Origin of the sequence: Stutzerimonas sp. FeSN7 (assembly GCF_030263795.1) — a bacterium.
In the GTDB taxonomy this organism is placed as follows: domain Bacteria; phylum Pseudomonadota; class Gammaproteobacteria; order Pseudomonadales; family Pseudomonadaceae; genus Stutzerimonas; species Stutzerimonas stutzeri.
Genome location: NZ_JARPMN010000001.1, coordinates 59,086 through 72,049 on the forward strand (window position 1 = coordinate 59,086; position 12,964 = coordinate 72,049).

Below are 12,964 nucleotides of genomic sequence, written 5' to 3' on the forward strand. Positions count from 1 at the left end.
TGGCACGCGCTTGGAACATCGCTGCTTCTCGACCTTAAGGAAGACCAACATGACCGTTTTGAAGATGACCGATCTCGACCTCCAGGGTAAGCGCGTGCTGATCCGCGAGGACCTCAACGTGCCGGTGAAGGATGGCGCGGTGAAGAGCGATGCACGCATCCTGGCCTCGTTGCCGACCATCAAGCTGGCGCTGGAAAAAGGCGCCGCGGTGCTGGTCTGCTCGCACCTGGGCCGTCCGGAAGAGGGCGTCTACAGCGAGGAAGACAGCCTCAAGCCGGTCGCCGATTACCTGTCCAAGGCCCTCGGCCGTGAGGTGCCGCTGGTCAAGGATTACCTGGACGGTGTCGAGGTCAAGCCGGGTGAGCTGGTCCTGCTGGAGAACGTGCGCTTCAACAAGGGCGAGAAGAAAAACACCGACGAGCTGGCGCAGAAGTACGCTGCCCTCTGCGACGTCTTCGTCATGGACGCCTTCGGCACCGCCCACCGTGCCCAGGGCTCGACTCATGGCGTGGCCAAGTTCGCCAAGGTCGCCTGCGCCGGCCCGCTGCTGGCGGCCGAGCTGGACGCGCTGGGCAAGGCGCTGGACAAGCCGCAGCGGCCGATGGTGGCCATCGTCGCCGGCTCCAAGGTATCGACCAAGCTCGACGTGCTGACCTCGCTGGCCGACATCTGCGACCAGCTGATCGTCGGCGGCGGCATCGCCAACACCTTCCTCGCCGCGGCCGGTTACAAGGTCGGCAAGTCGCTGCATGAAGCCGATCTGCTCGACACCGCCAAGGCCATCGCGGCCAAGGTTGCCGTGCCGCTGCCAGTGGATGTGGTGGTCGCCAAGGAGTTCGCCGAAAGCGCCGAGGCCACGGTCAAGGCCATCGGCGATGTCGCCGATGACGACATGATCCTGGATATCGGGCCGAAGACCGCGGCCATGTTCGGCGAGATGCTCAAGGCCTCGCAGACCATCCTGTGGAACGGACCGGTCGGTGTGTTCGAATTCGATCAGTTCGGCAACGGCACCAAGGTGCTGGCCCAGGCCATCGCCCAGAGCCCGGCGTTCTCCATCGCCGGCGGTGGCGACACCCTGGCGGCGATCGACAAGTACGGCGTGGCCGAACAGATCTCCTACATCTCCACCGGTGGTGGCGCCTTCCTCGAGTTCGTCGAGGGCAAGGTGCTGCCGGCGGTCGAGGTACTGGAGCAACGCGCCAGCTGATGGCCGGGCGGGCTGCCGGCGGCGCCCTCGGCGCTGGCAGCCCGCTGATGCAGACGGCAACCCCGGCGGCTCGCCGTGGTCTCTGTTCTTATCGGAACAAGGAAAGGGGATTCGCCATGCGTTACGTCGCTGTTGCCGTTTGTTGCCTGGGCCTGGCCGGTTGCGCCGGCAGTTCGCCGGATACCGCCTGCCAGGTGCTCGACCCGCCGCCGGTGCTTGGCCCGACCGCCGAACACGACCAGCGCGTTGAGATGCAGGCCACCGGCGATCCGACCGTCGCCCAGGGTGGTCTGCAGGACTGCCCCGACTGACTCCCAAGGAGATGGAATGAACAAAGGCTTGCCCATGCTGCTCGCCGCGCTGCTGCTCGGCGGCTGCGGCCACTGGCAGTCCGGCCCGGACGCGCCGTTCGTGCGCTGGAAGTGCCAGAGCCAGCAGCACATCGCCTGGCGCTACGCCGATGATCAGCGCAACGCCATCGACCTGAAGATCGGCAACAGCGAGCAGGTTCATACGTTGCGCAAGGAACCTGCAACGCATGGCACTTTCTATAGCGATGGCGTAGTTGCCTTCCATGACAAGGGCAACGAGGCGCTGGTGTATCGCGTCGCCGATGACAAGGTGCTGGCCCACGGCTGCAGCGCGTCGCTCATCAGTATCTAGCGGACCATCGGTTACTGCGGCCTCGCGATGCGAGGCTACGTTTTTTAAAGCGCTGGCGGGACGCTGGCATTTGTCGCTCCCGCCTCTACAATGCCGCGCCCAGCGTGCGGCGCTTGAACAGCGTCGGCCACTGCGGCAGGCTCTACACGATCAAACGACCCAGACCGGGAGAAAGGAAAACATGGCACTCATCAGCATGCGCCAGATGCTCGACCACGCCGCCGAGTTCGGCTACGGCGTGCCGGCCTTCAACGTCAACAACCTCGAGCAGATGCGCGCCATCATGGAAGCGGCCGACAAGACCGATTCCCCGGTGATCGTCCAGGCTTCCGCCGGTGCGCGCAAATACGCCGGTGCGCCGTTCCTGCGTCATCTGATCCTGGCGGCGATCGAAGAATTCCCGCACATCCCGGTGTGCATGCACCAGGACCACGGCACCAGCCCGGACGTCTGCCAGCGTTCGATCCAGCTCGGCTTCTCCTCGGTGATGATGGACGGCTCGCTGCGCGAAGACGGCAAGACCCCCGCCGATTACGAGTACAACGTGCGCGTGACCCAGCAGACCGTGGCCTTCGCCCATGCCTGTGGCGTCTCCGTGGAAGGCGAGCTGGGTTGCCTGGGCAGCCTTGAAACCGGCATGGCCGGCGAGGAAGACGGCGTCGGCGCCGAGGGCGTGCTCGATCACAGCCAGCTGCTGACCGATCCGGAAGAAGCCGCCGACTTCGTCGCCAAGACCAAGGTCGACGCCCTGGCGATCGCCATCGGCACCAGCCACGGCGCCTACAAGTTCACCAAGCCGCCGACCGGCGACACGCTGTCGATCCAGCGCATCAAGGAAATCCACGCGCGCATCCCGGATACCCACCTGGTAATGCACGGTTCCTCCTCGGTGCCGCAGGAGTGGTTGAAGATCATCAACGAGTACGGCGGCGAGATCGGCGAAACCTACGGCGTGCCGGTCGAGGAGATCGTCGAGGGCATCAAGTACGGCGTACGCAAGGTCAACATCGACACCGACCTGCGTCTGGCCTCCACCGGCGCGATCCGCGAGTTCATGGCGAAGAACCCCAGCGAGTTCGACCCGCGCAAGTACCTGTCCAAGACCGTCGCCGCCATGCGCGACATCTGCATCGCCCGCTACGAAGCCTTCGGCACCGCCGGCAATGCCAGCAAGATCAAGCCGATCTCGCTGGAAGGCATGTTCCAGCGTTACGCCAACGGCGAGCTGGATCCGAAGATCAACTGATCGATCGGACATGAAAAAGCCCGCGTTTGCGGGCTTTTTCGTTTCTGCGCTGCATGCGTGCTCAGCTGGCGAGCAGTTCCTGGATCTGGCAGCGCAAGGTGTCCAGCGCGAAGGGCTTGGCCAGCACCGGTGCCGAGCGGGCGATGGGGCTACCGGATTCGTAGATCTCGATGGGATAGCCGCTGATGAAGATCACCTTCAGCTCCGGCCGCAGTTTGAGTGCGGGCTCGGCGATCATCACTCCGGAGACATTGCCCGGCAGGCGGAAGTCGGTGACCAGCAGATCCAGATGCGGTTTGGTCGCCAGGATCTCGAAAGCCTTGGGCGCACTGTCCGCTTCCAGCACCTGATAGCCCTCGCTGGCCAGATAGTCCGAGAGCAGGCTGAGGATATGCGGCTCGTCTTCGACGAGCAGAACGATTTTTGGCAGTGCGTGGTTCATGATGGATCTCGATGTTGCGTTACGTGCTGCATATCCAGCCCGCCGTCATGGGGCCGGACAGGATTTCGACAGGTTGCACGCTGCAAGTTTCAGTCCTGCGGCCGGACGGTCGTCGTTTTCCGTCCACTGCTGTGCAGTAACGCACGGTTTTGTCGCCGCTATCCTCGCCGCTTCCGGCGCGCGACTCAATGCCGACCTTCGCCGGGGCCATGGGCTGGCAGCTGGCGCGCATGCACGCTAGGGTGGGCGATGCCCTGCAGGAGATGAATGCCATGAGCGATCCGGACCGCGCGGCACAGCGCACCCTCGACTATTACCGCCTCAATGCCGAGGCTTTTCGCGACGGCACCCGCGACCACGACGTCAGCCAGAACATCGATGCCCTTCTGCGTCACATTCAGGCGCCGGCGCCGCTGCGTATTCTCGATCTCGGCTGTGGGCCCGGACGCGATCTCAAGGCGTTGACCGCACGAGGGCACGTCGCGGTGGGCCTCGACGGCACCGAGGCATTCGTCGAGATGGCGCGAGCGGACAGCGGCTGCGAGGTCTGGCAGCAGGACCTGTTGCAGCTGCAGCTGCCGACGGAGAGCTTCGACGGCATCTTCGCCAACGCCGTGCTGTTCCATGTTCCGAGCGCGGAGCTGCCCGGCGTGCTGGCCCGTCTGCACGAGGCGCTGAAGGCGGGCGGCGTGCTGTTCTGCTCCAATCCCCGCGGTCAGGACGAGGAGGGCTGGAGCGGTGACCGCTACGGTGTCTGGTATAGCTGGCCAAGCTGGCGGGCGCGGTTGCTGGCCGCGGGCTTCGTCGAACTGGAGCACTACTATCGTCCTGCCGGGCTGCCTCGGGCCCAGCAACCCTGGCTCGCCAGTGTCTGGCGCAAGGCATCTCGCGGCTGACGCAGGCCGCAGAATGCAACCTGCGTCACGCTTTGTATTGCGTTTTGCACGGTCTAATTCCTGGCTGGATTTAGTTAAGTATTTGTTATTAAAAGAAAATTAATTGTTTTGCGGGTTGGCACGAACGCTGCTCCTTTAATGTTCGCTGGAACTTTCTTGGAGTACAGAACAATGACCGCTGCACAACAATTTCTTACTGCCGCATTCCCTGAGTTCGAAGTGCTCACCGAGCCCCGTCCCGATGGCGGCCTGCTGCTGACCCTGCGCAACGACGACCGCACGCTGGTAAAGCGCGCGCTGTCGAAAGGCCAGACTCAGACGCGGATTCAGCTGGAATGGGTCGTCAGCTCGGTTCGCCGTGATCTGGCACTGGAAGCCGGCATGTCGCCTTCCATCGCCCATCTGCAGAGCCAGAGCCGTACCGCACTGCCGACCTACGAGTACGCCTGAGCCCTACGGCTGCGGCCCATGCCGCAGCCGTAGCAAACCGGGCCGCCAGAGCCCGGTCATCAAGCCCGTGAAGCCGAAGAGGACAGCCACATGAACGCCATCGACCTGCTGATCGAGGATCATGAGCGCGTAAAGGACCTGCTGACGCGCCTGACCGAATCCACCGAGCGCGCCGTGAAGACGCGCACCGAGCTGCTCAGCAAGCTGGAAATGGAAGTGACCATCCATACCCAGCTGGAAGAGCAGATTCTCTACCCCGCCTACAAGGAAGCCGGCGGCAAGGAAGAGCTGAAGATGTATCACGAGGCCAAGGAAGAGCACCGAGCCGTGGATTCGCTGGTGCTGCCGGATCTGAAGGCCACCGATCCGGGCAGCGTCCAGTTCTCCGGACGGGCCAAGGTCTGCAAGGAGCTGCTGGAGCACCACATCGAGGAAGAGGAATCGGAAATGTTCCCGCAGGCGCGCGAACTGTTCGACGCCAAGCGCCTCGAGGAAATGGGTGCGCAGATGATCGAGCTGCGCAATCGTCTGAAGAAGGAGTTCACTGCCAAGCAGGCAGCCTGAACCTCGCCTACCGGCCACCGGGGCTCCCTGCCCCGGTCCGCTCTGCTTCCGCCCCGCGGCACCTGCATCTTTGCTGACGTGCATCAATAGTGCGACCAGGCGTCGCTGCGACCCTTGATGGCTTTCTAGTATCAACTTCCGTTGCTCAGGCCTGGATGATGTTCTCAGGCGCATGGGTGCGGCAGGGAAGCAAGGGGCGTGGATGGAAGACGAGCTGAAGGCGTTGCTGCAACGAGTGGGACTGGGCCTCGAACAGATCCTGACCCGCAAGCGCTTCCTGCAGTGGCAGACCGGCGACGCGTTGCGCCTGAACCGCGCCGCGGCCGAGCTGGACGCGGCTCATCGCGCCTTCATCGACAAGCTCTACGAACACCTTGCCGACTTCGGCCAGCCAGCCACCCTGCACAGTGACTGCGCCGGGCTGATGCGGCTCAAGCAGCGCCAGCAGGAATACTACCGGCGCCTGTGGAACGGTCCCTACGAGCGCGACTACGTGCGTGACCGCCTGCTGGTGGGGCTGGTCCATCAGCGGGTCGGCGTCGACCTGGAATGGTACCTCGGTGCCTATCGCTTCTACCTGTCGGAAATGCTGCGCACGCTGCTCGGCGACAACGAGCAGCACAGGCTGTACGACAGCCTGCTGAAGATCGTCTTCTTCGACATGATCCTCGCCATCGACACCTACAGCGCCGCTCAGCGGCACGCCCTGGAGGACAGCGAGGCGCGGCTGACGCGCGCGCTGCGCGGCTCGGAGGACGGCATCTGGGAATGGAACGTGGAGCACGACCAGCTGCACCTGTCCGAGCGCTGGACCGCCATGCTGGGCATGCCTGCGCAGCCGAGCTATACCAGCCGCAGCTGGTTCGAGCGGGTACATCCGGACGACCTGCCTGGGCTGCGCGAGGCGATCGCCGATCACCTGAACGGGCGAACGCCGTCGCTGGCCCATGAATACCGCGTGCGCATCGAGGGCGGTGGCTACCTGTGGGTGCTGGTGCGCGGCGTCGCCGAGCGCTGCGAGCAGGGAACCCTGCGCATGGCCGGTTCGCAGACCGACATCAGCGCACGCAAGGCCGCCGAGGAGTGCCTGCGCCATGCGGCACGCCACGATGCCCTGACCGGCCTGGCCAACCGTCTGCACTTGGACGAACTGCTCAAGGAGGTGCAGCAGCGACCGCACGGTCGGGCCACGGCCTTGCTCTTCGTCGATCTGGACCGCTTCAAGCTGATCAACGACAGCCTCGGCCACGGCGCTGGCGACCAGGTGCTGGTGGAAGTGGCGCAGCGGTTGCTGAGATGTCTGCGGCCGGGTGACCACCTGGCCCGTTTCGGCGGCGACGAATTCGTCGCCCTGCTTGGCGATCTGGCCTGCGAAGCCGATGCCGAGCGCGTCGCCCAGCGCATGCTGGTGGCCCTGCGCCAACCGCTGCAGCTGGGCGAGCGCACCCTGTCGGTCAGCGCCAGCATCGGTATCGCGCCGCTGCAGCGTGATGGTCAGGCGCTGAATGCGCTGCAGGCGGCCGACCTGGCCCTGTATCGCGCCAAGAGTGCGGGCAAGGACCAGTTCGCCCTGTTCTGCGACGGCCTGCATTCCAAGGCGGCCCGTCAGCTGGAACTGGAGAGCGCGCTGGCCCAGGCGCTGACGCGGCGGGAATTCGCCCTGCATTATCAGCCGATCTGCCGCGTCGAGCAGGGCCGACCCTATGTCGTCGGCGTCGAGGCGCTGCTGCGCTGGCGCTTCAACGACAAGCCAGTGGCGCCGCACGAGTTCATTCCGGTGCTGGAGGAGTCGCGCGAGATCGTTCGCGTCGGCGAGTGGGTGCTGCGCGAGGCCTGCTGCCAGGTCCGTCGCTGGCAGCAGGCCGGTCAGACGCAACTGTACTGCGCGGTCAACCTGTCGATACGTCAGCTGCAGCAGCCCGGTTTCACCGATCTGCTGGCGCGCGTGCTGCGGGAGACCGGGCTGCGACCGGACAGCCTGCTGCTGGAGATCACCGAGACGCTGCTGATGCAGGATAGCGAGGCGACCATGAGCAGCCTGCACGAGATCGCGGCGCTCGGCGTGCGCCTGGCCCTGGATGATTTCGGCACCGGCTACTGTTCGCTCGGCTACCTCAAACGCTATCCGCTGCACGTGCTCAAGGTCGATCGCAGCTTCATCGCCGCCGCGCCGGAGGATCCCGACTCGGTGGCCATCAGTCGCGCCGTCATCGGGCTCGGCCAGAGCCTCGGCCTGGCGGTCGTCGCCGAAGGCGTGGAGCGCCCCGAACAGGTGGCCTTTCTCGGCGCCGAGGGTTGTCAGCTGGTGCAGGGTTACTGGTTCAGTCCTCCGCGCTCGGCGGCAGAACTGCAGCGGATGTTCGATCGCGAGCATCGTTTCGACGAGCTCTGGGCATTGCATCCGGTCACGCCCGGGACGACGCTGAACGACCCGCTCCCGGCCTGTCTGCCTGGCTGACCGGCATCTGCGCGCCGCCAGGAATGAGACGGCCGGGGCACTCTTGCGCCTTAACAAGGTCAACCTTCTGTGAATCTGACGATTCAAGAATTCTCCGGCCACCCGCCGGATCACTCTGAAGGAGGTTAACCATGCGTCTTACCTATCTGCTGCCCCCCGTACTCGGACTTCTGCTGGTCGGTTGCGGCCCGGACGAAGACCGCGACCGCGAGCCGACCCCGCCGCCGGCCACCACCGAGCAGCCGGCCGCACCCTCCACTGACACCACCACGCCGCCTGCAGGCACTGGGACCGGCACCGGTACCGGCGCTGCACCGAGCACCGGAACGGGCACTGGCACCGGTACTTCGGGCGACATGGCCACTCCGCCTGCCGACAATGGCAGCGGCATGGGCACCGAGTCCGGCTCCGGTACCGCGCCGAGCACTGGCACTGGCACTGGAACCGGCACCGGCACCGGCACTTCGCAGTAAGCGCGGCCCGGCACCCTGGGCCGCGGGCTCAGGGTGTCATGCGCAGGAGAAAAGCGATGAAGTCGAGTTTTATCTTGGCTGGTGCACTGGCTGCCCTGGCGCTGGTGGGTTGCTCGCCGGACGACGAGGAGTCTGCGCTGGATAACAACAGCCGCAACCAGCAGGAATACCAGAACACCGCTACCGATCCCGCCGGCCCGCGGGAAATCTCGCCGCCGTCCAACCGGACCAACGAGTAGCGGTTCCGGCGCTGCGCCGGCTAGACGAACTGTCCGGCCGCGTAGCCCGACGCCCAGGCCCATTGGAAGTTGAAGCCGCCCAGATGGCCGGTGACGTCGAGTACCTCGCCGACGAAGTACAGCCCTGGCGCCTTCTGCGACTCCATGGTCTTGGACGACACTTCCCGCGTATCCACACCGCCCAGCGTGACCTCCGCCGTCCGGTAGCCCTCGGTTCCGGCGGGTACCACCTGCCAGTCCGCCAGCTTGTTCGCGATCGCTTCCAGCTCGCTGGGCCCGTACTGCTTCAGCGGCCGTGAGCTGAACCACTGCTCGCACAGAAGGCCGGCCATCTTGCGCGTGAAAACCTCACCCAGCAGCGTCTTGAGCTCGATGTTGGGGCGTTCCTGTCGCTGCGCCGTCAGCCATTCCACCAGATCCAGGTGCGGCAGCAGGTCGATATGCACCACGTCGCCCGGGTGCCAGTAGGACGAGATCTGCAGGATCGCCGGGCCGGACAGCCCGCGATGGGTGAAGAGGATGTTCTCGCGGAAGCTCTGCCCGTTGCAGCTGACCAGGCAATCCTCCACCGAGGTGCCGGACAGTTCGCTGCACAGGGTCTTGAGCTGCGGTTCGGTAATGGTGAATGGCACCAGGCCCGCGCGGGTCGGCAGCACGTTGTGGCCGAACTGGCGGGCGATCTGATAGCCGAAGCCGCTGGCGCCCAGGGTCGGGATCGACAGCCCGCCAGTGGCGATCACCAGCGACTGGCAGCGCACCGCGCCGATGCCGGTCTGCAGCGCATACCCCTGATCGAGCCGCTCGATCGCCGTCACGGCGGTGTCCAGGCGCAGATCGACTCCGGCCCGCCCGCACTCGTCCAGCAGCATCTCCAGGATGTCGCTGGATTTGTTATCGCAGAACAGCTGGCCGAGCTTCTTCTCGTGATAGGGCACGCCGTGGCGGCTGACCATCTCGATGAAGTCCCATTGGGTGTAGCGCGCCAGGGCAGACTTGCAGAAGTGCGGGTTGCTGGAAAGGAAGTTGGCCGGCTCGGTATAGAGGTTGGTGAAGTTGCAGCGCCCGCCGCCGGACATGAGGATCTTCTTGCCCGCCTTGTTGGCGTGGTCGAGCAGCAGCACCTGGCGGCCGCGCGCGGCGGCGGTGAATGCACACATCAGGCCGGCGGCACCGGCGCCGATTACCACCACGTCAGTCTGCACCAATGCATACCTCGTTCGAAAACGCGCGATGGTACTCCGCTCGCGGTTTCGCTGCAGCCAGGCATCCGACGAGGCGCCGACGTCAATCGACCTGCATTGTGTTCTGATGGGCTGATAGCGCTTTGCCAGAGGGGCGGGTGGACGTGATGGCCATGCGACGATTGTTCGGACTGATGCTGCTGTTGGCGAGCGCTTCGCTGCCCGCCGAAGTGCTTCGGCTGGCCGGCAACATCTGGCCGCCCTATACGGACAAGAGCCTGCCCGGCGAGGGGCTGTCCGTCGAGCTGATCCGCACCGCGCTGGAGCGCGGGGGCTACCGGGTCGAGTACATCGAGGTGCCCTGGGAGCGCGCTCTGTTCGGCCTGCGCAACGGCAGCTACGACATGGTCAATGGCTGGCCGACGCTCAAGCGCGTCGACTACACGCTGAGCTCTCGCCCGTTTCTGGTCAACCGGATGCGCTGGGTCCAGCGACGCGGAAGCGACTTTCGCTATGACGGCCTCGATAGCCTGATCGGCCACCCGATTGCCTTGAGCCGGGGCTACATGTACAGCGACGAACTGGACGACAACGCACGGTTGCAGAAGGGCTACGCTGCGAGTTTCGTCCAGGCGGCGGCGATGGTGCTCGCCGGACGTGTCGACCTGACGCTGGAGGATGAGCGCACCGTACTGTTCCATCTCGAGCGCGAGCTGGGCCATGAGCGGGATGAGCTTTCCTTCGTCCCCGGTGAGTTCAGGCGGGCCGGGCTGTCCTTGGTGGTGCGCAGCGACCACCCGCAGGCGACCGACATCGTGGCGACCTTCGAGCGCGAGATCGCCGCGATGCTCGAGGACGGCAGCTACGCGGCGATCTTTCGCCGCCACGCCATGCCCGCCCCGGACGCGTTGCCCCAGTACTAGCGCTGGACCGGCTGCTGCTTGATCAGGTGCGCGGCCATGCTGCGCAGCGGTGCCAGCTGACGGCAGATCAACCCGAGCTGGGTCTGCACCAGGCGATGGGCATCGTCCATCTCCTCCGGAATCTGTTCGAGCTGCTGCGCCAGCGCTTCTTCCTCTTCGCTGTAGATGGCCACCGGCTTGTTCTGTGCCAGCGCCGTGGCCAGATCGTCGAGGCTCGCCGCCAGCTGCTCCGCGGCGCGCTCGAGCAGCGCATCGCTGGCATCGTCAGGCAGGCTTTCGCGATGGGCGCCGAGGCCGGACAGGTAGTTCAGCAGGGTGTGCGAGAGGATCAGAAAGCGAAAGCCGGTCTCGGCATCCTTGCGGAAGTGGCCGGGCTCCAGAAGCATGTTCGAGAGGGTGGTCGACAGCGCGGCATCGGCGTTGTGGGCGTTGCGCCGGGCCAGGCGGTAGGCCAGGTCGTCGTGCTTGCCACTGTCGTACTGGCGCATGATCTGGCGCAGGTAGTCGCTGTTGCAGCTGAGGGTGTTGGCGACCACCTGGTTCAGACGCCGGCCCTGCCAGTCCGGCAGGATCAGGAACACCGCGGCGGCGGCGATCAGGCTGCCGAGCAGGGTATCGAACAGGCGCGGCCAGATCAGCCCGTAGCCATCGCCGACCTGGTTGAAGCAGAACAGCACCATCAGCGTGATCGCGGCCGTGGCCAGGGTGTAGCGCGTGCTGCGGGTGGCGAAGAACACCACTCCGGCGACCACGGCGAACAGTGCCTGCACCGGCTGGCTGGGGAACAGATCGAACAGCGCCCAGCCGACCACCAGGCCCAGCACGGTGCCGCTGATCCGCTGCACCAGCTTGATCCGGGTGGCGCCATAGTTGGGTTGGCAGACGAATACGGTGGTCAGCAGCACCCAGTAGCCTTGCTCGGGATGGATGGCGTGCAGCGCGGCGTAACCCGCGACCAGGGCGATGGCCATGCGCAAGGCGTGGCGGAACAGCAGGGACGTCGGCGTCAGCTGCAGGCGGATGCGGTTGAATGCCTCGCGCAGCGTCTGCGGCTGGCGATCCAGCAGGCTGCTGTCCTGCGTGCCTTCCAGCGCGGCGGGGTCGCTGGCACTGGCGAGCTGGCGCTGCAGGGTGGAGAGGTTGCTCGACAGCGCCCGCAACGAGCGCAGCAGGCCGCGCCAGGCCGGGTTGTTCTGCTCGCGCAGGTGCTCCAGCGACGCCTGCAGGTCCTCCAGTGCCTGGGCATTGGCATCGCTGTAGCGAAACGTCTGGCGCAGCTGGATGGCCTCGCCGAGTTCGGTGCAGGCGCTGGCCTGCAGACGCAGCAGGCGCTGACAGCGAAACAGCACGTCGCTGTGGAAGAAGGCTTCGGCGAGGGCCTGGTAAGGGTAGTGCGAAGAGCTGACACGCTCGTGCAGGTCCTGGGCGAGGAAGTAAAGCTTCAGGTAGTGATTGATCCTGCTGCCGGGGCGGCCGCTGCCCAGGCGGTGCAGCAGGGTTTCCTTGGCCGCATTCAGGGCGCTGACCACCCGGCCGTTCTGCTGCGCCAGCTCGAGCCGGCGCTGTTCGACGTCCAGCTGGCGCACCGGTTCGAACAGCGCTGCCTTGTAGCGGAAGTACAGGCCCAGCTCGCGATACAACCGCGCCAGGCTCTGCTGCACCGGCTGGTGCGCGAACAGCGCGTTCCAGCATACCGACAGCAGGCCATACCAGGCGGCGCCGGCCACCAGCAGCAGTGGGTCGCGCCAGAACTGCTGCAGCTCGCCGTTGCGCTGGTCGGCGGCGATCATGCTGTAGATGGAGAGGATCAGCGTGGCCTGGGCGATCGCGCCGTAGCGTTCGCCGAGCGCGCCGAGCATGACCAGGGCGAAGGTGGACAACGCCAGGCCGGCAACGAACAGCCACGGATAGGGAAACAGCAACTCGACGGCTACCGCGGCGATGCTGAAGCACAGCAGGGTCACCAGCAGGGCGCTGAGCCGGCCCAGCCAGCTGTCGTCGGTCTCCGCCAGGGCGCTGGCGATGATGCCGAGGAACAGCGGAATGATCAGCGATGGCTGCCCGAGGTACCAGGCCAGGCCCATGCTGCCGGCCATGGCGATCAGCACGCGCAGGCTGTAGCCGAACTTCTCCAGCGCCCAGAGGCGGCGTAAGTACTGGCTGAGCGAGGGTTGCGGCATGGAGCGATCCGGTTGGGGACGGGCAGATAGGGCAGCGCC

14 protein-coding genes are annotated in these 12,964 nt (G+C 65.6%); 11 read left to right on the forward strand and 3 right to left on the reverse strand.

Annotated elements, in window-relative coordinates; all coding sequences use genetic code 11:
- The first annotated feature begins 49 nt into the window (after positions 1 to 49).
- The 4 genes from P5703_RS00255 to fba all read left to right on the forward strand — a co-directional run bounded on the left by P5703_RS00255 (position 50) and on the right by fba (position 3,119).
- Positions 50 to 1,210: a phosphoglycerate kinase gene (locus P5703_RS00255; protein WP_084903337.1), complete on the forward strand. Its 1,161-nt coding sequence runs from the start codon at positions 50 to 52 to the stop codon at positions 1,208 to 1,210.
- A gap of 116 nt (positions 1,211 to 1,326) precedes the next feature.
- Positions 1,327 to 1,521: a hypothetical protein gene (locus tag P5703_RS00260; protein WP_014597977.1), complete on the forward strand. Its 195-nt coding sequence runs from the start codon at positions 1,327 to 1,329 to the stop codon at positions 1,519 to 1,521.
- A 16-nt stretch (positions 1,522 to 1,537) separates the two neighbouring features.
- The gene (locus tag P5703_RS00265) at positions 1,538 to 1,873 is read left to right on the forward strand and encodes an MliC family protein (RefSeq protein WP_011914924.1); all 336 of its coding nucleotides are present in this window, start codon (positions 1,538 to 1,540) and stop codon (positions 1,871 to 1,873) included.
- 181 nt (positions 1,874 to 2,054) lie between these two features.
- Positions 2,055 to 3,119: a class II fructose-bisphosphate aldolase gene (gene fba / locus P5703_RS00270; RefSeq protein WP_011914923.1), complete on the forward strand. Its 1,065-nt coding sequence runs from the start codon at positions 2,055 to 2,057 to the stop codon at positions 3,117 to 3,119.
- Positions 3,120 to 3,180: 61 nt separating this feature from the next.
- On the opposite strand, the gene P5703_RS00275 is transcribed toward fba, so the two are convergent.
- Complete coding sequence (locus P5703_RS00275) at positions 3,181 to 3,561, reverse strand: response regulator (protein WP_011914922.1); 381 nt, start codon at positions 3,559 to 3,561, stop codon at positions 3,181 to 3,183.
- A 188-nt stretch (positions 3,562 to 3,749) separates the two neighbouring features.
- Here P5703_RS00275 and P5703_RS00280 point away from each other — a divergent pair, with 188 nt between their 5' ends.
- From P5703_RS00280 to P5703_RS00305, 6 genes are all read left to right on the forward strand, one after another.
- Positions 3,750 to 4,457: a class I SAM-dependent methyltransferase gene (locus P5703_RS00280; protein WP_017245402.1), complete on the forward strand. Its 708-nt coding sequence runs from the start codon at positions 3,750 to 3,752 to the stop codon at positions 4,455 to 4,457.
- Positions 4,458 to 4,628: 171 nt separating this feature from the next.
- Positions 4,629 to 4,907 carry a DUF3509 domain-containing protein gene (locus tag P5703_RS00285; RefSeq protein WP_013984288.1) on the forward strand — a complete coding sequence of 93 codons (279 nt, stop codon included), beginning with the start codon at positions 4,629 to 4,631 and terminating at the stop codon, positions 4,905 to 4,907.
- A 90-nt stretch (positions 4,908 to 4,997) separates the two neighbouring features.
- A complete protein-coding gene (locus P5703_RS00290; RefSeq protein WP_011914919.1) occupies positions 4,998 to 5,471 on the forward strand; it encodes a PA2171 family ribosome-binding persister protein in 474 nt (157 codons plus the stop codon).
- 202 nt (positions 5,472 to 5,673) lie between these two features.
- Positions 5,674 to 7,929 (forward strand): putative bifunctional diguanylate cyclase/phosphodiesterase, encoded by a 2,256-nt coding sequence (locus tag P5703_RS00295; protein ID WP_049325471.1) that lies wholly within the window; start codon positions 5,674 to 5,676, stop codon positions 7,927 to 7,929.
- 131 nt (positions 7,930 to 8,060) lie between these two features.
- Positions 8,061 to 8,402 (forward strand): hypothetical protein, encoded by a 342-nt coding sequence (locus tag P5703_RS00300; RefSeq protein WP_014597972.1) that lies wholly within the window; start codon positions 8,061 to 8,063, stop codon positions 8,400 to 8,402.
- Positions 8,403 to 8,458: 56 nt separating this feature from the next.
- Positions 8,459 to 8,641: a hypothetical protein gene (locus P5703_RS00305; protein WP_011914916.1), complete on the forward strand. Its 183-nt coding sequence runs from the start codon at positions 8,459 to 8,461 to the stop codon at positions 8,639 to 8,641.
- Between the two features lie 20 nt (positions 8,642 to 8,661).
- On the opposite strand, the gene P5703_RS00310 is transcribed toward P5703_RS00305, so the two are convergent.
- Positions 8,662 to 9,846: a BaiN/RdsA family NAD(P)/FAD-dependent oxidoreductase gene (locus P5703_RS00310; RefSeq protein ID WP_041755825.1), complete on the reverse strand. Its 1,185-nt coding sequence runs from the start codon at positions 9,844 to 9,846 to the stop codon at positions 8,662 to 8,664.
- A gap of 134 nt (positions 9,847 to 9,980) precedes the next feature.
- Between P5703_RS00310 and P5703_RS00315 the strand changes: the two genes are divergently transcribed.
- Positions 9,981 to 10,745: a substrate-binding periplasmic protein gene (locus P5703_RS00315; RefSeq protein WP_049341398.1), complete on the forward strand. Its 765-nt coding sequence runs from the start codon at positions 9,981 to 9,983 to the stop codon at positions 10,743 to 10,745.
- Here P5703_RS00315 and yccS read toward each other — a convergent pair.
- Entirely contained in the window at positions 10,742 to 12,925 is a 2,184-nt protein-coding gene (gene yccS, locus P5703_RS00320) for a YccS family putative transporter (RefSeq protein ID WP_017245398.1), read from the reverse strand. The genes P5703_RS00315 and yccS overlap by 4 nt on opposite strands.
- Positions 12,926 to 12,964: the final 39 nt, after the last annotated feature.